General features: G+C 70.9%; 24 protein-coding genes. 12 read left to right on the top strand and 12 right to left on the bottom strand.

All coding sequences use genetic code 11. The features are described from left to right. Positions 1-53: 53 nt before the first annotated feature. Positions 54-344, top strand: coding sequence for a hypothetical protein (locus tag K8F61_RS14755; protein ID WP_231819654.1), 291 nt, complete (start codon positions 54-56; stop codon positions 342-344). Positions 345-380: 36 nt separating this feature from the next. On the opposite strand, the gene K8F61_RS14750 is transcribed toward K8F61_RS14755, so the two are convergent. Beyond that, entirely contained in the window at positions 381-1,361 is a 981-nt protein-coding gene (locus K8F61_RS14750) for a LacI family DNA-binding transcriptional regulator (RefSeq protein WP_231819653.1), read from the bottom strand. A gap of 122 nt (positions 1,362-1,483) precedes the next feature. On the opposite strand from K8F61_RS14750, the gene K8F61_RS14745 reads away from it, so the two are divergent. Continuing rightward, positions 1,484-2,617, top strand: coding sequence for a glycoside hydrolase family 172 protein (locus K8F61_RS14745; protein ID WP_231819652.1), 1,134 nt, complete (start codon positions 1,484-1,486; stop codon positions 2,615-2,617). A gap of 58 nt (positions 2,618-2,675) precedes the next feature. After that, entirely contained in the window at positions 2,676-4,211 is a 1,536-nt protein-coding gene (locus tag K8F61_RS14740) for a DUF4185 domain-containing protein (protein WP_231819651.1), read from the top strand. Between the two features lie 268 nt (positions 4,212-4,479). On the opposite strand, the gene K8F61_RS14735 is transcribed toward K8F61_RS14740, so the two are convergent. The 4 genes from K8F61_RS14735 to K8F61_RS14720 all read right to left on the bottom strand — a co-directional run bounded on the left by K8F61_RS14735 (position 4,480) and on the right by K8F61_RS14720 (position 8,351). Continuing rightward, entirely contained in the window at positions 4,480-4,911 is a 432-nt protein-coding gene (locus tag K8F61_RS14735; RefSeq protein WP_219086106.1) for a DoxX family protein, read from the bottom strand. Positions 4,912-5,031: 120 nt separating this feature from the next. Then, complete coding sequence (locus tag K8F61_RS14730) at positions 5,032-5,955, bottom strand: carbohydrate ABC transporter permease (RefSeq protein ID WP_219086105.1); 924 nt, start codon at positions 5,953-5,955, stop codon at positions 5,032-5,034. Continuing rightward, positions 5,955-6,941: a carbohydrate ABC transporter permease gene (locus K8F61_RS14725; RefSeq protein WP_231819650.1), complete on the bottom strand. Its 987-nt coding sequence runs from the start codon at positions 6,939-6,941 to the stop codon at positions 5,955-5,957. The genes K8F61_RS14730 and K8F61_RS14725 overlap by 1 nt, the downstream gene beginning before the upstream one ends. Before the next feature lie 42 nt (positions 6,942-6,983). Then, positions 6,984-8,351, bottom strand: coding sequence for an ABC transporter substrate-binding protein (locus K8F61_RS14720; RefSeq protein ID WP_231819649.1), 1,368 nt, complete (start codon positions 8,349-8,351; stop codon positions 6,984-6,986). A 304-nt stretch (positions 8,352-8,655) separates the two neighbouring features. On the opposite strand from K8F61_RS14720, the gene K8F61_RS14715 reads away from it, so the two are divergent. From K8F61_RS14715 to K8F61_RS14705, 3 genes are all read left to right on the top strand, one after another. Then, positions 8,656-9,645 (top strand): hypothetical protein, encoded by a 990-nt coding sequence (locus tag K8F61_RS14715; RefSeq protein ID WP_231819648.1) that lies wholly within the window; start codon positions 8,656-8,658, stop codon positions 9,643-9,645. Positions 9,646-9,671: 26 nt separating this feature from the next. Then, entirely contained in the window at positions 9,672-10,115 is a 444-nt protein-coding gene (locus tag K8F61_RS14710; RefSeq protein WP_219086066.1) for a MarR family winged helix-turn-helix transcriptional regulator, read from the top strand. 101 nt (positions 10,116-10,216) lie between these two features. Next, a complete protein-coding gene (locus K8F61_RS14705) occupies positions 10,217-10,810 on the top strand; it encodes a hypothetical protein (RefSeq protein WP_231819647.1) in 594 nt (197 codons plus the stop codon). Positions 10,811-10,915: 105 nt separating this feature from the next. On the opposite strand, the gene K8F61_RS14700 is transcribed toward K8F61_RS14705, so the two are convergent. The 7 genes from K8F61_RS14700 to K8F61_RS14670 all read right to left on the bottom strand — a co-directional run bounded on the left by K8F61_RS14700 (position 10,916) and on the right by K8F61_RS14670 (position 16,374). Further along, positions 10,916-11,359, bottom strand: a complete 444-nt coding sequence (locus K8F61_RS14700) for a heat shock protein transcriptional repressor HspR (RefSeq protein ID WP_231819646.1) — start codon at positions 11,357-11,359, stop codon at positions 10,916-10,918. Between the two features lie 232 nt (positions 11,360-11,591). Then, positions 11,592-12,569 (bottom strand): DnaJ C-terminal domain-containing protein, encoded by a 978-nt coding sequence (locus tag K8F61_RS14695; protein ID WP_231819645.1) that lies wholly within the window; start codon positions 12,567-12,569, stop codon positions 11,592-11,594. Between the two features lie 10 nt (positions 12,570-12,579). After that, a complete protein-coding gene (locus K8F61_RS14690; RefSeq protein WP_219086064.1) occupies positions 12,580-13,191 on the bottom strand; it encodes a nucleotide exchange factor GrpE in 612 nt (203 codons plus the stop codon). Further along, entirely contained in the window at positions 13,191-15,050 is a 1,860-nt protein-coding gene (gene dnaK, locus K8F61_RS14685) for a molecular chaperone DnaK (protein ID WP_231819644.1), read from the bottom strand. The genes K8F61_RS14690 and dnaK overlap by 1 nt, the downstream gene beginning before the upstream one ends. Before the next feature lie 167 nt (positions 15,051-15,217). Then, positions 15,218-15,589, bottom strand: coding sequence for a type II toxin-antitoxin system VapC family toxin (locus K8F61_RS14680; RefSeq protein WP_231819643.1), 372 nt, complete (start codon positions 15,587-15,589; stop codon positions 15,218-15,220). Beyond that, positions 15,586-15,849, bottom strand: coding sequence for a type II toxin-antitoxin system Phd/YefM family antitoxin (locus tag K8F61_RS14675; protein WP_231819642.1), 264 nt, complete (start codon positions 15,847-15,849; stop codon positions 15,586-15,588). The genes K8F61_RS14680 and K8F61_RS14675 overlap by 4 nt, the downstream gene beginning before the upstream one ends. 63 nt (positions 15,850-15,912) lie before the next feature. Then, entirely contained in the window at positions 15,913-16,374 is a 462-nt protein-coding gene (locus K8F61_RS14670; protein WP_231819641.1) for a DUF3817 domain-containing protein, read from the bottom strand. Between the two features lie 393 nt (positions 16,375-16,767). On the opposite strand from K8F61_RS14670, the gene K8F61_RS14665 reads away from it, so the two are divergent. The 6 genes from K8F61_RS14665 to K8F61_RS14640 all read left to right on the top strand — a co-directional run bounded on the left by K8F61_RS14665 (position 16,768) and on the right by K8F61_RS14640 (position 23,690). Further along, positions 16,768-17,577, top strand: a complete 810-nt coding sequence (locus K8F61_RS14665; protein ID WP_231819640.1) for a serine protein kinase RIO — start codon at positions 16,768-16,770, stop codon at positions 17,575-17,577. 142 nt (positions 17,578-17,719) lie between these two features. Beyond that, positions 17,720-18,430, top strand: coding sequence for a sirohydrochlorin chelatase (locus K8F61_RS14660; RefSeq protein ID WP_231819639.1), 711 nt, complete (start codon positions 17,720-17,722; stop codon positions 18,428-18,430). A 181-nt stretch (positions 18,431-18,611) separates the two neighbouring features. Next, positions 18,612-20,330, top strand: a complete 1,719-nt coding sequence (locus tag K8F61_RS14655) for a nitrite/sulfite reductase (RefSeq protein WP_231819638.1) — start codon at positions 18,612-18,614, stop codon at positions 20,328-20,330. Next, complete coding sequence (locus K8F61_RS14650) at positions 20,327-21,067, top strand: phosphoadenylyl-sulfate reductase (RefSeq protein ID WP_231819637.1); 741 nt, start codon at positions 20,327-20,329, stop codon at positions 21,065-21,067. Before K8F61_RS14655 ends, K8F61_RS14650 begins: the two co-directional genes overlap by 4 nt. Continuing rightward, positions 21,064-22,137: a sulfate adenylyltransferase subunit CysD gene (gene cysD / locus K8F61_RS14645; protein ID WP_231819636.1), complete on the top strand. Its 1,074-nt coding sequence runs from the start codon at positions 21,064-21,066 to the stop codon at positions 22,135-22,137. The genes K8F61_RS14650 and cysD overlap by 4 nt, the downstream gene beginning before the upstream one ends. Then, positions 22,137-23,690: a sulfate adenylyltransferase subunit 1 gene (locus tag K8F61_RS14640; RefSeq protein WP_231819635.1), complete on the top strand. Its 1,554-nt coding sequence runs from the start codon at positions 22,137-22,139 to the stop codon at positions 23,688-23,690. Before cysD ends, K8F61_RS14640 begins: the two co-directional genes overlap by 1 nt. Positions 23,691-23,694 lie beyond the last annotated feature (4 nt).

Raw genomic sequence — 23,694 nt, 5'->3', positions numbered from 1 at the left:
ATTTCGCCCCGCTGTTCGGTGACACGATCACCCAACCGGGGCATCATGGAGGGATGGGCATGAACGATCCTCAGATTTGGGTTCTCATCGGTGTTTTCACCGCTGCGATCTTGGGCGGCATGACCCTCGTCAGCACACACGTCAGCCGGGTCATCCACGCCGAGATCAGCGGCCTGCGCGGTGAGATCAACGGCCTGCGCGGTGAGATGAACGGACGGTTCGAGGCCGTCAACACCCGCTTCGACACGGTCGAGCGCCGCCTGGATCGGGTGGAGACCGCGCTGGAGGACCTGGACGACGAGGTGACGCGCCTCGCGAAGCGCGTCTGGGGCGCCCCGGACTGACACGCCCGCACGCGGCAGGCGCGCGGGCGGGCGGCGTCAGCGCAGGACGCTGGCCGGCTGCAGCTCTCCGCGGAGCACGACGGTGCGCGTGGGCTGCGCGTCGCCGGCGATCCGTTCCAGGAGCATGCGCGCGGCCGTGACGCCCATATGCCGTGCGGGCAGGCGAACGAGGGTCACGGCGGTCGGCGACAGCGTGGTGAACGGCAGCGAGCCCACCACCGCGACCCCGAGCCGCGGCGGCGTCAGACCGCGTTCGGTCAGCACCTGGATCGCCCCGACGCCGATGAGGTTGTTGCCCGCGACGACCGCGTCCGGCGGCTCGGGCAGCGCCAGCAGCGCCTCCATCGCCTCCCGCCCGCCGTCCACCCGGAACGACGAGAAGCGCAGCAGCTCCGGATCGGCCTCCGCCCCGTGCGCCTGGAGCGCCCGGCGCCAGCCCTCCGCACGCTCGGTGGCCGTCTCGATGTTCTCGGGACCCGCGATGTGCGCGATGCGCCGATACCCGGCCTCGATCAGGCTCTCCGCCGCGGCTCGGCCGGCATCGCGGTTGGCCATGACGACCTCGTCGACGTCACTGCCGACGCCGCGGTCCACCGCGACGACCGGGCGCCCCGCCGCGCGGATGGCGGTCAGATCGGTCCGCTCCGACGCCGCGGCGATGATGACGCCGGACATGTGCTCGGCGATCGCGATCCCGAGGTACGTGGACTCCTTCTCCACCTGCGCGTCGGAGTTGCAGAGCACGACGGAGTAGCCGGCCTCGGAGGCCACGTCCTCGACCCCGCGCGCCATCTCCGTGAAGTAGGGGTTCTCGATGTCCGGGATGACCAGCGCGATCACCTCGGAGCTCTGACGGCGCAGCGTCCGGGCCGTGCGGTTCGGGGTGAAACGCAGCTGCTCGGCGGCCTGACGCACCGCGGCGACCTTCTCGTCCGAGACGCCGACGCCGTTGAAGACGCGCGACACGGTCGCCGGCGAGACCCCGGCCAGCTGGGCGACGTCGTAGATCGTGGCCATTTCGCTCCCCTGGCACCGCGGTCGGCGCCGTGTCGCCACCCTATCGCGTTGAAATCGATTGCAAAAGAGGGGCCGCCGAGGTACCGTGTCGGCAGGATCCCCCGACACGAGGATGTGCCCGCATGAGCCCCCGCCCTTCCGACCTCTCGTCCCTCTCCGCCCTGCGCCCCGTGCAGACCCGATCGATCTCGCCGGAGAACTTCGACGGCGCGGCCGGCGGCGGCGGGCGAGCGACCGAGGGGACCGGCGCCGACTGCGCGCGGGACCTCGGCCCGGGGTGGAAGATCTCTCCGAGCGTCGACATCAAGGCCGGCGAGACCTTCGAGCTGGCCTCGATCCACGGCGCCGGCAAGATCACGCACATCTGGATCACGACCCACACCGACAACTGGCGCACGCTCCTGCTGCGCGCCTACTGGGACGGCGCCGAGGAGCCCGCGGTCGAGGTGCCGTACGGCGACTTCTTCTGCAACGGCTGGGGCGTGTTCGCGCAGGTCAACTCGCAGGCCATCGCCGCGAACCCCCACGGCGGCTTCAACTCCTACTGGCCGATGCCGTTCCGCGACGGCGCTCGGCTGACCATCGAGAACACCTCGGTGCTCGACGTGCGCGTCTACTACCAGATCACCTACGAGACCGGCGGCGACTACTCCGGCGACGGCTACTTCCACGCGCAGTGGCGCCGCTCGAATCCGCTGGACGAGCTCGTCCCGCACACGATCCTCAAGGGGATCGAGGGGCAGGGGCAGTACGTCGGCACCTACATCGCCTGGGGCGTGAACTCCAACGGCTGGTGGGGCGAGGGCGAGATCAAGTTCTACCTCGACGACGACACCGACTACCCGACCATCTGCGGAACCGGGACCGAGGACTACTTCGGCGGGGCATGGAACTTCGACGTGCCCGGTCAGGGCTACACCGCCTTCTCCACGCCGTATCTGGGGATGCCTCAGGTCATCCGTCCCGACGGCCTCTACCTCTCCCAGCAGCGCTTCGGGATGTACCGGTGGCATCTGCTCGACCCGATCCACTTCTCCACGGGTCTGCCGAAGGTGGACATCCAGGCGCTCGGCTGGCGCAGCGGCTGGCGATACCTGCCGTTGCGCGACGACATCGCGTCCACCGCGATGTTCTACCTCGACCGCCCCACGGCGCGCCGCCCGAAGAGCCCGTCGGCGGACGACCTGGAGGTGCACCTAGGAACCGCCCCGGTGCCGGACATCGGGGCGACCCCGCCGCGCGACCCGCGGAGCTGATCCGGCAGGGCGCCGGATCCCCCGCACGACGCGGGGACGTCATGACAAGGAGACGGCGATGAAGCCCTCGACCCGACTCGCCGCCGGCGCCGCTGCGGCCTCGCTCCTCATCGCCGGCATCGGCGTGGGCACGGCGACCGCCCCGGCGCGGGCCACCACCGCGAGCACACCCGCCACGGTGGTCGAGAAGCTCACCGGCCCCGGTTCGCCCAACAACACGGGCGGGCGCTGGGACATCACCGGCACCGACCTCGGCATCATGTGGGACGACGGCGAGGGGCACGTGCTCACCGCGTTCGGAGACACGTTCGGCAACGCCTGGACCGGCCCCGGGGGCGGAGCGCCGCCGAACGGCAACTGGCGCAGCAACGTCCTCACGCGCTCCAGCGACACCGATCTGTCGGACGGCATGCTCCTCGACCACGCCGTGCAGGGCCCGCAGGGGATCGCGCGGGAGGTCATCCCCTCGAAGAAGATCGACGGCGACGAGATCACCGTCATCCCCACCACGGGGATCTCGGTGGGCGGTCGCCAGTATCTGGGGTTCATGTCGGTGCGCCACTGGGGCCCGCCCGGGATGTGGGACACGAATCACGCCGGGATCGCCTACTCCGATGACGGCGGGGAGAACTGGACCGTCTCCAACGTCCGCTGGGACAACCCGGACGGCGATGACCCGTTCCAGATGCAGGCGTGGGTGCAGAAGGGCGGGACGATCTACGTCTTCGGCACGCAGAACGGACGCAACGGCCCCGCGTCGGTCGCCCGGGTCCCGGCGGCGAAGCTCCTCGATCCGGCCGCGTACCGGTACTGGGACGGGAGGCAGTGGAGCAAGGACGAGACGGCGGCGGTCGCGGTGATGGACGCCCCGATGAGCGAGATGTCGGTCCAGTACGACGAGCACAGCGGGCGATACCTCATGATGACCCTGTCCGGCGAGGACATCGTGCTGCGCACGGCGACGGCGCCGGAGGGGCCGTGGTCCCCCGCTCAGACCGTCGCGAGCTCGGCGGACTATCCGGCCCTCTACGGCGGCTACTTCCATCCGTGGAACGCGGACGGCGAGATCTACTTCACGATGTCGCAGTGGAACCCGTACAACGTGTATCTCATGCACCTGCGGATCGATCGCGATGGGAACATCGTCGATCCGAACCTCGTCGCGGACCCCAGCTTCGAGCGCTCCGGCACGATCACCGCGGACGGCCCGTGGGCCTGCGCCCCCAACTGCGGCATCGACACGGCGCCGGCCGGCGGGTTCACGGGCGACCGCAACGCTTTCGTCCGGTTCAACGACGGATGGCGTGACATCTGGCAGGACGTGGCCGTCGCGCCGGGGACGAGGTACCGGCTCACCGGGTTCGTCCGCACCTCGGTGAACAGCGACAACGGCTACTTCGGCGCTCGGACGCCGGACGAGCGGACGGTGATCGCCGAGGCGCGTTTCGTCTCGGTCGGAGCGTGGACGCGTCTCACCGTGGAGTTCGACAGCGGCGACCTCGACCGCGTGCAGCTGTTCGGCGGTGTGTGGACGAACAGCGGCGACATCTGGCTCCAGCTCGACGACGTCGCTCTGACCCGCGTTCCCGGCTGAGCCCGGAGCCCGGTCCCGCTCCGCCGCGCGCCGCCGTCACCCGAGAACAGGCAGACGCGCGAGAACAGGCCAACTCCCGCTCTCACTGCCTGATCCCGCGCGTCTACCTGATCCGGCGCGGCGGCACGTCGTCGCGCGATACAAGGGCGCCAACGCGAGATCAGGCCAACGCGTGAGAACAGGCGAACAACCGCAATCACCGCCTGATCCCGCGCGTCTGCCTGACCCGGCGCGGTCGGACGAACGCGCGAGGACAGGAGGGGGAGAGTCAGGCCAGGGCGCGGGCGGGACCGCGCATGACGACGCGATCCAGGGAGATGCGACCGGCGCCGGTGAACGCCAGGGCGAGCGCGGCCGCCCCCAGCACGGCGACGAACTCGTAGCCGCCCTCGCTCACCCAGAAACCGGCGGGAAGGTGGACGAGGAAGATCGCGCCGACCATGTCCGCCGCGAGGAGGACGGCGGCCGGGCGGGTGAGCACCCCGAGGATGAGCAGGATCCCGCCGACGAGCTCGATCAGTGCAATGGCGGGGCCGGTGAACTCCGGCAGTGGTGCGCCCATCCCGGCGAACGCCTGGGCGGTGCCCGGGAGCGTGAACTCGAAGACCTTCTGCGCGCCGTGGACGGCGAAGATCGCGCCGACCACGACGCGGAGGATGAGCAGACCGATCGAGGCTGCGGGCTTGCTGGTGTTCGTCATGAGGGAGGTGCTCCTTCGTGGCAGGACACCGCGCCGGGCGCGGCTCGGGGCAGCCGCCCCGGTCATCCACGGTAGAAACCGGACCTGTCTCCTGACTGGGAGCCCCCGCCCGCGCGCGGGCTACTTCAGGCCGGCCATCTTGATGTTGCCGATGATCTGCCGCTGGAAGACCAGGAACAGGATCACCACAGGCGCCGCGGCCAGGACCGACCCGGCCATCAGCAGGCCGAGCTCGGTGCTCCGCTCGGAGCGGAACGTCGCGAGGTACTGCTGCAGCACGAAGCGCTCCGGGGAGGTCACCGTCATGATCGGCCAGACGTACGAGTTCCAGTACGCCAGGAACGCGGTGATCCCCATCACCACGAACGGCGGCTTCGACAGGGGGAGGAAGATGCGCCAGAAGATCGCGAACCTGCCGCACCCGTCGAGCATCGCCGCCTCCTCGAGGCTCGCGGGGATGTTCAGGTAGAACTGGCGGATGAAGAAGACGCTGGCCGCGCTCGCGGCGCCGGGAATCACGAGAACGGCGAGCGTGTCCAGCATGGACAGGCGAGTGACGACGATGAAGCTCGTCAGGAGGATCGTCATCCCCGGGATGAACATGGTCGTGATCACGGCCACCCACAGGGTCCGCTGGAACCGGAACTCCAGCCGGGCGAAGGCGTAGGCCGCGAAGGAGTTGACGGTCAGGCTCAGCACCGTGAACAGCACGGCCCCGAGGAAGGTCCAGCCGAGCGTGCGGAGAAAGGTCGGATCCGAGATGATCTGCGCGTAGTTCTCCCAGTGCCAGACCTCCGGGAAGAACTGGAAGGGCGTCTGGATGACCTCGGTCTTCGACTTGAATCCGGCGATCACCATCCAGGCGAGGGGGAACAGCGCGGCGAGGACGAACACCGCTCCGGCCAGCGCCTTGGCCACGAGGGTGACCCACCCGCCCGCGGTCCGAGGCAGGCGGCGGCGCGGCGGCTCCTTGCCCGCGAGGACGATCCGCGTGGTCTCCTGCAGCGCACCGGACTGCCCGGGGCTGATCTGCGTGGGCGTCATCAGTCGACCAGCCTCTCGGAGTTGACGAACTTGAACACCAGCGCGGACACGGACCCGAGGACCACGAACAGCAGCAGGGCCGCGGCGATCGAGTAGCCGACGTTGATGTCGTTGCGGAAGTGGTTGAAGATGAACAGGTTCGGCAGGGTGGTCGAGTCCAGCGGGCCGCCCTGGGTCATCACGAGCGGCAGCTCGAACTGCTGGATCGCGGCCACGAATCCCGTGATGAGCAGGTAGAGGAAGACGTTCTTCATCTGCGGCAGGGTGATGTACGCGGTCTTCTGCCACCAGCCCGCGCCCTCCATCGCCGCCGCCTCGTAGTACTCGCCGGGGATGTCGATCATCGCGGCGACCATGATGAGGGACGTCAGGCCCATCCCCAGCCAGATGGCCGGCACCGCGATCGCCAGCAGCGCCCAGGCCGGGTCGCCGATCCAGGCCACTGGATCGATGCCGAACAGCGCCAGCCCCGCATTGAGCAGGCCGCCCGAGTAGTTGTAGATCAGCACGAAGATGATCGACGTGATCACGGCAGAGATGATCGTCGGGATGTAGATGCTCACCTTCAGCACGGTGGCGAACCGTTTGGAGACGCTGACCACGAGGCTCGCGAACAGGAAGGCGAGCACGAGCATCACGGGGACGGTCATCAGGACGAACGCGAAGCCGCGCCCGATGGTGGCGAGGAAGAGCGGGTCGGTGAGGACGTTGACGTAGTTGCGCCAGCCGACGAACTCCGGGTCCTTGTAGAAGCTCCAGTCCTGGAAGGAGAGAAACCCCGCGTACACGGCGGGCCACGCCACGAACAGTCCCAGGAGGACCACCACCGGGGCGAGCATCAGGTAGGCGAGCTTCGTGTCCCGGTACCGGTAGCGGCTCTGTCTACGGCTGTCGCCCCGCCCCCCGGGCCGGCGCCGTCCCCGGCGGCTCTGATCGATCACGTCCATCGCGTCCGTCGTCCCGTCCTCGCGTCGTCGTTGCGGCATGGTCCGGAGACGACGATCCGCCGCCCCCGGACCATGATCCCGTCAGTTCTTCGGCGCCTTGTCCGGCAGGCCGTCCCGGTCGATCACCTTCTGGATCGCCGCCTCGGCGGTCTTGATCGCGTCATCGGGCGAGGAGGCGCCCTTCATCGCGGACTCCATCGCCGTGCCGACCGCGAGCGACACATCCCAGGGGTACGTCGGCTCCGAGATGGCCGTCGGGGCGATGTCCTTGACCACGACCTCCGACCACGGCGCCTGCGCGGCCGCCTCGTCGGCGGCGACGGCGTCCTGCACGGACTGCCGCACCGGCACCTTGGTGAACTGCGTGTCCACGAAGAAGGGCACGAGCCGCTGCGGGTCGTCGGCGAGCGCCCACTGCAGGAACGCGCCCGCCGCCTCGGCGTTCTTCGTCTTCGCGTCGATGACCCACTTGAAGTTGCCGAGGGTGGTGGCGCTGCGGCCGGTGGACCCCGTCGCGTCCGGGAACGCGCCCACGCCGGTCTTGTCGAGGAGGTCGGGGTAGTCGGAGCCGATCTCGGACATCATCCACGAGCCGGAGACCTTGAACGCCACCTTCTCCTCGCCGAAGTCCTTGCCCTCGACATACGCGGCGAGAGGCTGCTTGGGCATGTACCCCTTGTCCCACAGCTCCTTGTACTTCGCCATGAGGTCGCGGTAGCCGTCGTCGTCGATGTCCGGAGCGGTCCAGTCCGCCGTGAGGGCGGTGTGGCCGCTGAAGTTGTACTGCTGCCCCACCGTCGACCAGGCGAAGGTGCCGGCATCGCCCGCGGGCGAGATGCAGTACTGCCCGCTCTGCAGCGTCGGCTGGATCTTCGCGCATGCGGCCAGCAGGTCGTCCCAGGTCGCCGGCGCGGTCTCGGCGTCCACCCCGGCCGCCGAGAGCAGGTCCTTGTTCCAGAACAGGACGGTCTGCGGCTCGAGCAGCAGCGGGTAGGCGTAGTAGGTGCCGTCGATCGCGGAGACGGGCTGCGCGGCGTCGATGATCTCATCCAGTTTCGCCTGGTCGACGACCTTCCCGAGATCGTAGAGCTGCCCCGCATTGACCGCGTCCTGGATCGACCCGGAGTGCGTGTAGACGTCGGGCGCCTTGCCGGCGGCCTGCGCCGCCTTCATCTTCTGGTCCCACGCGTCGGCCGGCACCTCGGTGTCGACGACCGTGATCTCATCCTGGGACTCGTTGAACTGCGTGACGATGTCCTTGTACCACTCGTTCTCCACCGGGGTGAATGTGCGATGCCAGAACTGGACGGTGATGCCGTCCCCCTCTCCCCCGCCGCCGGCGGACTCGCCGGGGGTGCTGGAGCCGCACCCGGCGAGCAGCCCCACGGCGGTGGCGGCGCCGAGCGCGGCGAGCGCCGCCCTGCGGACACGCGGTGTGTTCGTCCTCATGAGTTCCTCCTCGGGAACGCGACTCGTCGTCGAATCGGTGCTTTCGTGTTCGGATCGAGCCGACGGCATCGACCGTCCGAACGGGTCTTCCTCGACCGAATGAGGTCAGGCTAGACGAAATCGATTTCACAATCAAGAGACACGGCATCGTTCACCACGATCGACGATCATGCATCCGCTACGGCAGACCCGCGTCGCGGATCGAACTCTGCGGAACCCCTCTTCCCCCACCCCCTCCCCGTCCCCTACCGTGGTGCCATCCGGAATCGATTTCACGCTCCGCCGCCTCGACAAGGACCCCATCATGGCCGACGACTCCGACACCGCGCCCCTCCGCCCCGCCGAGCTCGACGGGCGCTGGATCCGCCCCGCGGCCGACATTCGAGCCGAGCCGCGGTGGGGGCACGCCGACGGCATGCAGGTGGGGATCCCCCCGATTCCCGGCCCGCGCGGTCTCCTGCGCATCTTCACGCCGTACCTGGGGCACGCACGCGATCGGCTCGTGAACTTCATCGCCATCGAGCCGATCCCCCGAGGGCGGACGGAGCGCGGCTACTCAGAGCTCGAGCCGAGCCGGCTCGACCCCGGTCGCCGGGGCAAGCGCCTCTGGACGGCGGAGGATCCCGCCGACCGCACCCCGCGCTCCGCCGTTCCGCCGGCGCGGGGCACCGTGGACGAGGACGACGGCGTCGAGCGCCTCACCGTCTGGGTCCTCGTCGAGCCGTTCGACAACGGCGCAGAGGTCCGCGTGCGGGTGCGGTTCCGTGCGGATCGGCCGCACGAGGTCGAGGTCGCCGGGTTCGCCGCGCCCGGGTCCGTGCCGCTCGCACACCTGGTGCTCACCGCCACGATGGGCAATTGGGCCCGGCTGCGTCGCCTGGAGCTCGCCGATCGCGTGGTCTCCCCCGCCGAGCTCTGGCCCGGGTTCGACGGGACGGGATTCGCGCCGCACGCCCGATTCGGTCTGCACCGGCTCGCCCGCGACGGCCGGGCCGCCGTCCTCGTCGCGACCAATGATGAGGAGGATCCGTGGTCCGCGGTCCACGCCGACGGCACCGCCGAGCACTGGAGGTTCCAGGGGAAGCGGCACCGGCAGATCTGGCGGGCGGACGACCCGCACCCGGAGCTGGAGGCGGTGGTCAACGCACGCTGGGCCTACTGGGCCAGCTCGTCCGAGATCCCCGGCGGACCGGCCTTCGAGAACGTCGAGCTGGTCGAGCCGTTCCGCCAGGGCGCGGCCTTCCGCTTCGGTGTCGAGCCGCTCGACGGTCCTGCCGACCCTTATTGTGAATAGTGGTAATGATGTAGTACCTTCACGGTATGACGACGCTCGACCGCCTGCTCCAGATCGGCGACCTGTTCGCCCGCGACATGAGCCGCGCGTTCGCCGGCACGGGCCTCACCCCCGCGCGGGTCCACGTGCTGTGGGCCCTCGCGCACCGAGGACCCTCGACGCAGCAGGCCCTCGCCCGCGAGTGCGGTGTGACGCCCCGCAACATCACCGCGCTCGTCGACGCCCTGGAGGCCTCGGGTCATGTGCGCCGCGCGCCGCACCCGGACGATCGCCGCGCGGTGCTCGTCACGCTCACGCCGACGGCCGAGGAGACGATGGCGCAGATGCGCCGGGACCACGAGGACCTCGACGCCCGGCTGCTGGACGCGGTCGATCCCGGCGATCGCGCCGCTGTGGAGCGCGGCATCGCCGCGATCGCCGATCGTCTGGCTGCCCTGGTCGCCGAGGCGGAGGGCCGGGGAGCGCCATGACCGGGGAGCGCGGGGCGTCGGCGATCCGAGACCGACAAGACCGCCGCAGACGCCGAGACCGTCGCGATCGCCGTGGGCACGGCGTGGCACGGATCCTGCGCATGGAGGGCCGGGTCTACACGAGCATCGCGCGGGCGGTCGCGCGCCGCCCGGACGTCGAGCGGGGCGGCGTCGGCATCGGATACCACCGGCCGCTGATGACCGTCCTGACGATCTTCATCATCCTGTCCGCGGTGGAGATCCCGGTCATCGACCTCATCGTGCACCCGTGGCCCGCGGTGCGCATTCCCCTGCTGATCCTCGGGATCTGGGGCCTGACCTGGATGATCGGGCTGCTCTGCGCCATGCTCGTGCGGCCGCACGCGGTCGGCCCCTCCGGCGTCCGCGTCCGCAACGGCCTGGAGATCGACGTGCCGGTGCCCTGGGGCGAGATCGCCTCGGTCGCGATCGCCCGCCGCGTCGTGCAGCCGGACGCCGCCGGCAAGAAGCCGCCGCGCATCTCCGCTCGCGAGGGCGACAGCGCGGGGCTCGTCTACGCGGAGCGGATCCAGGACGAGACCAACATCGAGATCGAGCTGGAACGGCCCGTCGGGATCGCCCTGCCCGGCCGCGCGCCGCAGGAGGTCACTCTCGTGCGGCTCTGGGCCGACGACCCGCGCGCGTTCCTCGACGCCTGCCGCCCGCACCTCGTCTGAGCGCACGCCAAGGATCAGCGCTCGCAGGATCGACGGATCAGCGCTCGTACCGGATCAGCGCTCGTACCGGATCAGCGCCCGTGCCGGATCAGCGCTCGTGCCGGATCAGCGCTCGGTGTCGTCCGGGTCGCCCTCGGGCTCGAGGCGGGGACGCCACAGCACGACCTCGGTGGAGCGGCGGATGCGCCGCCCGGAGGGAAGAGTGACGACCGAGCCCGTCGCCCCGGCGGCGAACACGCGCATGCCGGGACGGTTCTCCCGCTCGGCACGGAGGGCGCCCTCGAGCTCGGACACACGGCGACGCAGGCGCCGGTTCTCCTCCTCCAGATCCAGCAGGCGCGCGATGGCGGGCAGGCTCATGCCCTCGCTGGAGAGCTGCGCGACCTCGCGGAGCTGCTCGATGTTGCGCGTCGAGTAGCGGCGGGATCCGCCGCGCGTGCGTCCCGGGACCACCAGCCCGATCCGGTCGTACTGACGCAGCGTCTGCGGGTGCATCCCGGCGAGCTCCGCCGCCACCGCGATGGCGAACACCGGAGTGTCCGCATCCATGCGGCCCTCACCCATCGCCCTCACCCGCCCCTCGGGGTGCTCGCCCAGCGGGCGGCCGCGCCCGGTGCCCCGGTCGTCGAGCGAGGAACGACGCGCCGTGCGGCGCACTGAGCGAGCGCAGCGAGTCGAACCGACGATACGCGCCGACGGCGGTCACCGCGTTTCGTCTCGCTCCGCTCGCTCAACGACCGGAGGCATTCGCCGCGCCCACCCGACGACCGGAGGGCGGTCATCACGTCCGCGCCTTCGACATGAGATCGGCCCGCGGGTTCTCCTTGGGCTCCAGCTCGTGGAAGCGCTCCAGCGCCTCCTTCGCCGCGTCGTCCAAGTGGGTCGGCACGGCGACCTCCAGCTGGGCGAGCAGGTCGCCGGTGCCCTTCCTCGTCGTCACCCCGCGCCCCTTGACGCGGAGGACGCGGCCGGACGGAGTCCCCGGAGCGACCCGGAGCTTCACCGGATCCCCGCCGAGGGTCGGCACCTCGATGGTCGCCCCCAGCACGGCCTCCGTGAACGTGACCGGCACCGTGAGGCGCAGGTTCAGTCCGTCCCGGGTGAACACCGGATGCGGGCGCACCGTCACCTGCACGACGATGTCACCGTTCTCGCCGCCGTCGGGCGAGGGACGACCACGGCCGCGCAGTCGGATCTTCTGGCCGTCCGCGACGCCGGCGGGGATCTTGACCTTGAACGGCTTGCCGTCCTCGCCCTGGAGCGTGATCGTCTCGCCCTTGACCGCGGTGGTGAAGTCCAGCGTGGTGCGCGCCGTGACGTCCGCGCCCTTGTGCGGGCCGCCGAAACCGCGATAGCCGCCGGTGGACTGCCCGAACCGGCCGGAGCCGAACGAGCTCCCGCCCTGGTTGAACATCGCGAAGAGGTCCTCGAAGTCCGCCGCGCTCTGCCGGCCCTGGCCGAACCCGCTGAAGACGTCCTCGAACCCGCCCGCGCCCGATCCGCTCGCCGTGAAGCGCGCACCGGATCCCATCGCGCGGATCTGGTCGTACTCCTCGCGCTGTTCCTTGTCGCTCAGCACGGCGTACGCCTCGCTGATCTCCTTGAACTTCGCCTCCGCGGCGGAATCGCCGGGGTTGGAGTCCGGGTGGTACTTGCGGGCGAGCTTGCGGTAGGTCTTCTTCAGGTCGGCGTCGGAGACGTCCTTGGACACCCCGAGCACCTTGTAGAAGTCCTTGTCGAACCAGTCCTGGCTAGCCATCGATCACCGCCTACTCGGCCGGAACAGCGACGACGACCTTCGCGGGGCGCAGCTCCACGGAGCCGAGCCGGTATCCGACCTCGACGACCTCGAGCACGGTGGCCTTCTCCGCACCCGGGGTGGGCTGCTGGAAGATCGCCTCGTGCTGCTGCGGGTCGAAGTCCTCGCCCTTCTCGCCGTAGGCGACCACGCCCAGGCGGTCGACCACGGCGCGCACCTTCTCGGCGATCACCGCGAAGGGGGTGCCCTCCGCGAGGTCGCCGTGCTGGGCGGCGCGATCCAGGTCGTCGAGCACCGGGATGAGGCCCTTGGCGGCCTCGCCCTTGGCACGCTCGACGTCCACGGCGCGCTGCTCCTCGGTCCGACGCCGGTAGTTGGCGTACTCCGCCTGCAGACGCTTGAGGTCGACCAGCAGGGCGTGCTCCGCGTCCTCGAGGGCCTGGTCCTCGGCGGCCGCGTCGGCGCTCTGCTCGGTGTTCAGGATGTCGTCGACGGTCAGCTCGTCGGCGCTCTCGTTCTCGGTGGCCGGATCCGGCTGGGGGCCGGACGCGTGCGCGTCCGACCCCTCGCCGGCGACCCCGTTGCCCTCGTCGGGCTGCTCGAAGTCCTTGGGATCCGTCATTACTTCTTCTCGTCCTCGTCCTCGACGACCTCGGCGTCCACGACGTCCTCGTCCGCACCGGACTCGGCCGATGCGGAGTCCTCGGCCGGGGCGCCCTCGGCACCGGCGGCCTGGCCCTGGGCGTAGATGGCCTCGCCGAGCTTGGACTGCGACTGCGAGAGCTTGTCGAACGCGGTCTTCACGGCGTCGTCGTCCTCGCCGGCCAGGGCCGTCTTGAGGGCGTCCACGTCCGCCTTGACCTCGGTCTTGACGTCCTCGGGCAGCTTGTCCTCGTTCTCCGAGATCAGCTTCTCGATCGAGTACGCGAGGGTCTCGGCCTGGTTGCGGACCTCGGCCGACTCGCGACGCTTCTTGTCCTCGGCCGCGTGCTCCTCGGCCTCGCGGACCATGCGCTCGATGTCCTCCTTCGACAGCGACGAGCCGCCGGAGATGACGATCGACTTCTCGGTGCCGGTGCCCTTGTCCTTGGCGGACACGTGCACGATGCCGTTGGCGTCGATGTCGAACGTGACCTCGATCTGCGGGATGCCGCGCGGGGCCGGGGCGATGCCGGTGAGCTCGAAGGTGCCCAGCGGCTTGTTGTCGCGGGTGAACTCGCGCTCGCCCTGGAAGACCTGGATCGCCACGGACGGCTGGTTGTCGTCGGCCGTGGTGAAGGTCTCGCTGCGCTTGGTCGGGATGGCCGTGTTGCGCTCGATGAGCTTGGTCATCATGCCGCCCTTGGTCTCGATGCCGAGGCTCAGGGGGGTCACGTCGATCAGCAGGACGTCCTTGCGCTCGCCCTTCAGGACGCCGGCCTGGAGGGCCGCGCCGACGGCGACGACCTCGTCCGGGTTCACGCCCTTGTTGGCCTCCTTGCCGGTCTCGCGCTTGACGAGCTCGGCGACGGCAGGCATGCGCGTCGATCCGCCGACGAGCACGACGTGCGCGATGTCGCCGACCTTGATGCCGGCCTCGCGGATGACGTCCTCGAAGGGCTTCTTGGTGCGGTCGAGGAGGTCCTTGGTGAGGTCCTCGAACTTCGCGCGGGTGATCGTCTCGGACAGGGACACCGGGCCGTTCTCGGTCAGCGAGAGGTACGGCAGGTTGACGCTCGTGGACGTCGAGGAGCTGAGCTCCTTCTTCGCCTGCTCCGCGGCCTCCTTGAGGCGCTGCAGGGCGATCTTGTCGCCGGAGACGTCGACGCCGGTCGAGTCCTTGAACTGCTTGATGAGGTAGTCGACGAGACGCTGGTCCCAGTCGTCGCCGCCGAGGCGGTTGTCGCCGGAGGTGGCGCGCACCTGGATCGTGGAGAAGTCGTCGTCCTTGCCCACCTCGAGCAGGGAGACGTCGAACGTTCCGCCGCCGAGGTCGAAGACGAGGATGAGCTCGTCCTCCTTGCCCTTGTCGAGGCCGTAGGCGAGGGCCGCCGCGGTGGGCTCGTTGATGATGCGGAGGACGTTGAGGCCCGCGATCTCACCGGCCTCCTTGGTCGCCTGACGCTCGGCGTCGTTGAAGTAGGCCGGGACGGTGATGACCGCGTCGGTCACGGTGTCGCCCAGGTAGGACTCGGCGTCGCGCTTGAGCTTCTGCAGGATGCGCGCGGAGATCTCCTGCGGGGTCCACTTCTTGCCGTCGATCTCGACGGTCCAGTCGGTGCCCATGTGGCGCTTGACGCTCGCCTGGGTGCGGTCGACGTTGGTGACGGCCTGGCGCTTGGCGGTCTCGCCGACGAGCACCTCCCCGTCCTTGGTGAATGCGACCACCGACGGGGTGGTGCGGAAGCCCTCAGCGTTGGCGATGACCTTGGGCTCGCCGCCCTCGAGGACGCTGACGACCGAGTTCGTCGTACCGAGGTCGATACCGACAGCACGTGCCATGTGTTTTCTCCTTCGTGAGGTTGATCGTGTTCGGGAAGTCCGTGGCGACCCGATCCCTCACAGAAACCTGAGTCGCGATGACTCAAGGATACGCACCCCGTCCCGTCATTGTCAACAAAGTTGATACGCCATCGCTCAACTTCTGGATCAGGGCGGTCCGCTCGCGTCTATGCGCGCCGCAGTCCACGGGCCGCAGCCGCGCGGCCGAGCTCGTCGTCGAACGTGAGGAATCCCTCGAGGTCCTCCGCGACCAGAAGCGCGGTCGCGAGGTGCAGCGCGTCGAGGCTGCGCAGTCCCGACGCCCACGACACCGCGCGCTCGACGACCTCGTCGTCCAGCGCGATCAACGCGATCCTGTCCACCAGCGCCTCGACGCGTTCGTGGGGAACGCCGCTCCGCTGCGACGCCGCGTGGAGCTCGACCTCCAGCAGTCGCGAGGAGACGAGAGCCACACCCTCGGCGAAGAGCGCGCGCACCCGGTCGGAGCCTTCCTCCGCGATCACCGCCTTCAGGACCGCCGAGGTGTCGACGTAGATCACGACCGCTCGCCGCGGATCTCGTCGACGATCTCCGCGACGCTGTCGTCACGCTCCTCCGCCTCGAAGGGCAGTGCGCCGGAGCGAGTCGCGGCCCGGACCTTGCCGCCCGCGACCAGGCGCTCCCAGTGCGACGGCGCGGGCGGGCTGATCTCCGCGACCGCGCGGCCCCGCTCCACGACGGTGATGTGCTCTCCCGCCGCGACGCGGGCCAGCACCTTCGCGGTCTGCTGATTCAGCTCGGTCTTCGTCACCCGCCCCATGAAACCAGGGTAGCGACGAAGTAGTAGAACTACTACACAGGCGGCGGGAACCGCCGCGACGGGTCACTTCCCGCCGGGAGGGCCCAGGATCAGGAGCACGGTGAAGATGGCGGCGACCGCGGCGAGGATGAGCACGACCAGGACCCACGGGCGGCGCAGGAACCAGCGCATCGTCCGGTCGTACCAGGTCCGGTCACGCGGGTCGTCCGTCTCCTCCAGGCGCCACGCGCCGGCCAGGCGGCCGGAGCGGTGCAGCCAGATCTCCACGGGGATCGTGGCGTAGGGGACGATCGCGCTCGCGATCGTGAGGACCGCGACGCCGGGCTTCCAGCGCTGGTGGAACGCGAGGAGGACGGCCATGGCGCCGTACGCGAGGAAGACGAAGCCGTGGATCCCCCCGCCGACGGTGACCGCGACGGCGGGGCCTCCGACGGCCCTGGTGATGAGGCCGGCGATCAGCAGGGTCCAGGTGATCGCCTCGGCGATCGCCAGCGCACGGAACAGGCGGGCGGGGGTGGTGAACACGGGGCTCCTCGGGTCGGGACGCGCGGCGGCACCGGACGGGGTCCTCGCGCAGCCCCTCCAGCCTAGGAAACCGGGCGACGCGACGCCTCCGGCGGACATCCACCTTTCGATCGATGTTCCTCCGACGCCCCCGGACGAGGGGTGACAGATCCGGATGCCGAGGCATAGACTCGGCGGGCACCGGGATGCGCCCGGGATCGAGGGAAGGAGCGAACGATGAACACCGTCTTTGTCGCGCCCTTCGCCGACCCCCGCAGCTGATACGGCCGCCCCGCTCTTCGCGTCGAACGGCCCGTGAACCCGGAGCCAGACTTGACCTCTTCTTCCGCGTCCCCGGACGCACCGTCCTCTTCCCCCGTATCCGCCCCGTCCGCCTTCGTTCCGTTCGAAGGGTTGGACGACCTCGCCTTCGCCGACGTCGAGCTCGGCGAAGGGCAGCGCTGGTCCACGTGGCCCGCGACCACCCCGTCCGAGCGCGGCCCCGAGCCGCGCCCGGCCTGGGTCGTGACCTCCGCCGGAGCCGTCGACACCGAGCTCGGCATCCTCAAGACCGGCAAGGAGGCGGACGTGTTCCTCCTCGAACGGGCCGTGCCCGGTGATCCGTCTTCGCGCACGCTCCTCGCGGCCAAGCGCTACCGGGATCCGGAGCACCGGAACTTCCACCGCTCGGCCGTGTACACCGAGGGACGCCGCGTGCAGAACACGCGCGACGCCCGCGCGATGGCGAGGAAGTCCGTGCACGGGCGCTCCGTGGCCGCCGCGCAGTGGTCCTTCGCGGAGTTCGCCGCGCTCTGCCGCATGTACGAGCTCGGCGCTCCCGTCCCGTATCCGGTGCAGGTGAGCGGCACGGAGGTGCTGATGGAGTTCATCGGCACGGACGGCCAGGCGGCGCCGCGGCTCGCGCAGGTCCGGCACGATCCGGCCGCGCTGGCGGACCTGTTCGCGCAGGTCGTGGAGCTCATGCGGGTGTTCGCCCGCGCCGGACTCGCACACGGGGACCTCTCGCCGTACAACCTCCTCGTGCACGAGGGCCGTGTGGTCGTGATCGACCTGCCGCAGATCGTGGACACGGTCGCGAACCCGCAGGGCCTCGACCTGATGCATCGCGACTGCGTGAACGTGTGCGACTGGTTCTCCCGGCGCCGCGTCGACTGCGACGCCGAGGAGCTGTTCGCCTCGCTCGTGGCCGAGTCCTTCGGCTGACCCCCTCCCATCGAGTGGTCAGTTTCTGTGGGTTGCGGCGCCCCGAACCCACAGAAACTGACCACTCGACCGGGCGGGGAGTCTTTCGCCGTGTGACGGGCGCGGGGGCGGAGCGGCGCGCGCGTGCCTAGACTCGCCACCCATGTCGCGCCCCTCCCTGCTGGCCGTCTCGCACGGCACCTCCGACCCCCGCGGCGCCGCGGCGATCGCCCTGCTCGTCGAGCGCGTGGCCGCACGGCTGCCGGACGTCCGCGTCTGCTCGGCGTTCGTCGACGTGCAGCAGCCGGATGCCGAGACGGCGCTCGCGGGTCTCGACGGACCGGTGGTCGTCGTGCCGCTGCTGCTGTCGCGCGGGTTCCACGTGGGCGTCGACCTCGGGCGACTGGCGCGCCCCGGGGTGCGGGTGACGGACCCGCTCGGTCCGGATCCGCGGCTCGCCGCCGTGCTGGCGCGCCGGCTGGCCGAGGCGGCGAGCGACGTGCCGGTCGTGCTGGGCGTCGCCGGATCCCGGGATCCCCGCTCCCTCCCGGACGCGGAACGGACGGCGTCCCTCCTCGCACGACGGCTCCGACGCCCCGTCACCACCGCGTACCTGGCCGCTCGCGCGCCTCGCGTCGACGACGCGCTGCGCGCGCACCCCGGGGCGGTGCTCGCGACCTACCTCCTCGCTCCCGGGTACTTTTTCGATCTCGCGCGGCGCCTCGCCGAAGGACATCCCGTCTCCGCGCCGCTCCTCGACGGCGCGGAACCCCCGACGGAGCTCGTCGACATCGTCGTGGACCGGTACCGGGACGCCGAGGCGCGAGATCTCGCACCCGGCCTCCGCGAGTCGGCGCTGGTCGCGTCCGTCTGACGCGGCTCACACGTTTCGTCTCGCTCCGCTCGCTCAACGACCGGGGCGGCACGCACCGCGGCGCTCCATCGAACCCCACGTCCCTCCGGGATTTCTGGATCGTGTCGAACAATGACCGCGAAAGTCGGTGGAGGTCACGGACGATGGCGGAGGCAGGGTCCGCATTCCTACCGTGTTCGGCATGTCCTCCGACACCACGACCCCGGTGCGCGGCGCCCGCACCCGCACCGCCCGTGTGCCCACGAAGCCGCACGGCCAATGGCTGGTCGACGGCACGGAGCCCCTGAACGCGAACGAGGAGTTCAAGGCCGCCGATGACGGGCTGAACGTCCGCGCCCGGATCGAGGAGGTCTACGCCGCCGGCGGCTTCTCGTCCATCGACCCCACCGACCTGCACGGCCGCTTCCGCTGGTGGGGGCTGTACACGCAGCGCAAGCCCGGGATCGACGGCGGCCGCACCGCTCAGCTCGAACCGCACGAGCTCGAGGACGAGTTCTTCATGCTCCGCGTCCGCGTCGACGGCGGGCAGCTCACCACCGCGCAGCTCCGCGTGATCGGCGAGATCTCCACCGCCTACGCGCGGGACACGGCGGACCTCACCGACCGGCAGAACATCCAGCTGCACTGGGTGCGGATCGAGGACGTGCCGGAGATCTGGCGGAGGCTGGAGGGGGTGGGCCTCAGCACCACCGAGGCGTGCGGGGACGTGCCGCGCGTGGTCCTGGGCTCGCCCGTCGCCGGGATCGCGGCGGACGAGCTGATCGACCCGACCCCGCAGATCCGGGAGATCGCGGATCGCTTCATCGGGGATCCGACCCTGGCGAACCTCCCCCGCAAGTACAAGACCGCGATCACGGGGCATCCGAGCCAGGACGTCGTGCACGAGATCAACGACTGCGGCTTCGTCGCCGTGGAGCACCCCGAGCTCGGCATCGGCTACGACCTGTGGGTGGGCGGGGCGCTGGCGGCCGTCCCGCGCCTCGGCGAGCGCCTGGGCGCGTTCGTCGCTCCGGAGCGGGTCGCCGACGTCTGGCACGGGGTCACGCAGATCTTCCGCGACTACGGCTATCGGCGCCTGCGCAACAAGGCACGGCTGAAGTTCCTCCTCGCCGACTGGGGACCGGAGCGGTTCCGCGAGGTCCTGGAGACGGAGTACCTGGATGAGCCGCTGCCCGACGGCCCGCCGGCACCGCGCCCGCAGGGGCAGGGGGATCACGTCGGGGTACACCGCCAGCGGGACGGCCGCTTCTACGTCGGCGCGGCGCCGCTCGTGGGCCGGGTGTCCGGGACGACGCTGACGGGCCTCGCCGATCTCGCGGAGCAGCACGGCTCCGGCCGGATCCGCACCACCCCGTACCAGAAGCTCCTCGTGCTCGACGTCCCCGAGGAGCGGGTCCCGTCGCTGGTGGTCGGCCTCGACGCGCTCGGGCTCTCCGCGCGCCCGAGCCTGTTCCGGCGGGGGACCATCGCGTGCACGGGCATCGAGTTCTGCAAACTGGCGATCGTCGAGACGAAGGTGAACGCCGCCGAGGCGATCCGCGCGCTGGAGGAGCGTCTGGGCGCCCTGGAGCCGGAGATCGGCCGCCCGATCACCCTCCACGTGAACGGCTGCCCGAACTCGTGCGCCCGCATCCAGGTCGCCGACATCGGCCTCAAGGGCCAGCTCGTGACGATCGACGGCGCGCAGGTGCCCGGCTACCAGGTGCACCTCGGCGGCGGTCTCGCGGGGGTCGACCGGGAGGAGGCGGGTCTCGGCCGGACGGTCCGCGGGCTCAAGGTGCCCGCCGACGGCATCGCCGACTACGCCGAGCGCGTGATCCGCCGCTATCTGGCCGACCGCGCCGACGGCGAGTCCTTCGCGACCTGGGCGCACCGGGCCGACGAGGAGGCCCTGCGGTGAGCGTACGGGTGGATGTGCGACCCCGGCGCCGGGATGCCGAGGACCTGCGGACGCTGGCCGCGCGCGGTGCCGAGGAACTGCGCAGCGGGGCGGCGGACGAGGCGACGCCCGCGGAGGTCGTCGCCTGGGTCGCGGCGCACATCGACGTCCGCAGCGCTGCCGTGGCCTGCTCGATGGCGGATGCGGCGCTCCCGCACCTCGTGGCGGAGCGGCTCCCGGGCGTGGACGTGCTGTTCCTCGACACCGGCTACCACTTCCTGGAGACCCGGTTCACGAGGGACGAGGTCGCCCGGACCCTCGACGTACGGATCGTGGACGTGCACCCGGAGCAGACCGTGGCGGAGCAGGACGCGGAGCTCGGCACCGATCTGTTCGCCCGGGACCCGGGGCTGTGCTGCGCCCGGCGCAAGGTCGCCCCGCTGCACCGGGCGTTGGGCGGGTACGAGGCGTGGTTCACCGGTGTGCGCCGCGAGGAGGCGCCGACGAGGACCGCCACGCCGCTCATCGCCTTCGACGAGCGCAACGGGCTGATCAAGGTCAACCCCGTCGCGAGCTGGACGTTCGACGACCTCCTCGCCTACGCCGAGACGCACGCGGTGGCCGTCAACCCGCTCGTGGCGAACGGGTACCCGTCGATCGGCTGCGCTCCCTGCACGAACCCCGTCGCCCCGGGCGACGACCCCCGCTCGGGCCGCTGGGCCGGGTTGGCCAAGACGGAATGCGGACTCCACCTATGAGCATCGACATCGACTCGTCCCCCGAGACGGACGCGGATGGACGCGACGTTTCGTCTCGCTCCGCTCGCTCAACGACCGAGAACGACCGCGTTTCGTCTCGCTCAACGACCGGCAGCGGGGGTCCGGTCGTTGAGCGAGGACGAGCGGAGCGAGACCGAGACGAAACGCGCAGCACCGGGCCGCTGAGCGCGCTCGACGCGCTGGAGGCGGAGGCGATCCACGTCATCCGCGAGGTCGTCGCCGAGTTCGAGCATCCCGTGCTGCTGTTCTCCGGCGGCAAGGACTCCGTCGTAGTGCTGCACCTCGCCGCGCGGGCGTTCGCCCCCGGCCGCATCCCGTTCCCGGTGCTGCACGTGGACACCGGGCACAATTTCCCGGAGGTGATCCGCTTCCGCGACGAGACCGTCGCCCGCCTCGGCCTCGTGCTGGAGGTCGCCGACGTGCAGTCGTACATCGACGACGGCCGGCTCGCCGAGCGGCCGGACGGCACCCGGAACGTGCTGCAGACGCGCCCCCTGCTCGACGCGATCGCGGCCGGTCGCCACGACGCCGTGTTCGGCGGCGCCCGCCGCGACGAGGACAAGGCCAGGGCGAAGGAGCGGATCCTGTCGCTGCGCGACGAGTTCGGGCAGTGGGATCCGCGCAACCAGCGCCCGGAGCTGTGGAGCCTCTACAACGGCCGGCACCTGCCCGGCCAGCACGTGCGCGCGTTCCCGATCTCGAACTGGACCGAGCTGGACGTGTGGCGCTACATCGCGCGGGAGCGGATCGCGCTCCCCCCGCTGTACCTCGCGCACGAGCGCGACGTGTTCCGCCGCGACGGCATGTGGCGGGCGGTCGGCGCGTTCTCGCAGCCGCGGCCGGGCGAAACGGTCGAGCGGCGCCTGGTCCGCTACCGCACGGTCGGGGACATGAGCTGCACGGGCGCCGTGGAGTCGGACGCGGCGGATCTCGACGCCGTCGTCGCGGAGGTCGGCCGCTCCACGCTCACCGAACGCGGCGCGACGCGCGCCGACGACCGGATCAGCGAGGCCGCCATGGAGGACCGGAAGAAGGACGGGTACTTCTGATGACTACGAACACCCCCACACGGCTCGCCGCCGAACGCAGGGACGACGCCCCTGCCGCTGCTCCCATTCCCGCCGAGCGGAGCGACGGCCCCGGCCGACCCGCAGGCATCGGGACTGGCGGGAGCCGACCGAAGGACGGCGGGGGACGGCGGGACGGACGGGGCCGGCGCACAGCGGACGCCACGAACGCCACGGACCCGACCCCCGCCCTCGGCGCGCATCCCGAGACGACGCTGTTCCGGTTCGCGACCGCGGGGTCGGTGGACGACGGGAAGTCGACCCTGGTCGGGCGCCTGCTGCACGACGCCAAGGCGATCCTCGCGGATCAGCTCGAACAGGTGACCAGGACGACGGCGGAGCGCGGCTTCGCCCACGGAGCCGTCGACTTCGCGCTCCTCACGGACGGCCTCCGAGCCGAGCGCGAGCAGGGGATCACGATCGACGTCGCCTATCGCTACTTCGCCACCGGCGCGCGGGGCTTCATCCTCGCGGACTGCCCCGGGCACGTGCAGTACACGCGCAACATGGTCACGGGCGCCGCCACCGCGGACGCCGTCGTCGTCCTGGTCGATGCGCGCAAGGGCGTGGTGGAGCAGACCCGGCGACACCTCGCCGTCGTGTCGCTGCTGCGCGTGCCGCATGTGCTCGTGGCGGTCAACAAGATCGACCTCACCGGGTTCGACGAGGAGCGGTTCCGCACGGTGGAGCGCGAGGTCGTCGCGCTGGCCGCGGAGCTCGGGCTGTCGCGCCCGCACGTCCTGCCGGTGTCGGCGCTGGAGGGCGACAACGTAGCGGAGCCGTCGGATCGGACGCCCTGGTACGGAGAGGACGGAGTCCCCGGGCCGACCCTGCTGGAGCTGCTGGAGTCCCTGCCCACCCGGGCCGAGGCCGATGCGGAGGCCGGCGGCGCCCCCTTCCGGCTTCCGGTGCAGACGGTCATCCGCCCGCAGGGCGGGCTCTCCCCCCTCCTCGACGACGGGCCGGAGACCGCGGAGCGCTACCGCGACTTCCGTGGTTTCGCCGGGCGGGTCTCGTCCGGGTCGCTGACCGTGGGCGACCGCGTGCAGGTGTTCCCGGGCGGCCACGTGACGACGGTGGCGGAGGTGCTCGTCGCCGGTTCCGCGGCGCCCGGCGCCCGCGAGGGGCAGTCGGTCGTCGTGACGCTGGCCGACGAGGTCGACGCCGCCCGGGGCGCGCTCATCGCCGCGCACGGGAGTGTCCCGGCCGGCGCCCGCGAGGCCGAGGCCGAGGTGTTCGTCCTCGACGACCGCCCGATCCGCCCGGGAGACCGGCTCCTCGCCAAGCACGGCACGACGACGGTGCAGGCCGTGGTGTCGGAGGTCCGATCGCAGCGCGACCTGGACACCCTCGCGGCGACCCCGGCGGCCGCGCTCGGCGTGAACGACATCGGCCGCGTCCGCCTCCGGTTCGCCGCCGCCCTGCCCGTGGAGCCGTACCGCGAGAACCGCGAGGGCGGCGCCCTCCTGCTCATCCACCCGGTCGACGGCGCGACGCTCGCCGCCGCGACCGTGGTCGGATCCGATCCCCGCTGAGAAC

This window comes from Microbacterium resistens (genome assembly GCF_021172025.1).
Classification (GTDB): Bacteria; Actinomycetota; Actinomycetes; order Actinomycetales; family Microbacteriaceae; genus Microbacterium; species Microbacterium resistens.
Note: the sequence above shows the minus strand (reverse complement) of the source record. Positions and strands in the feature narration are given on the sequence as shown.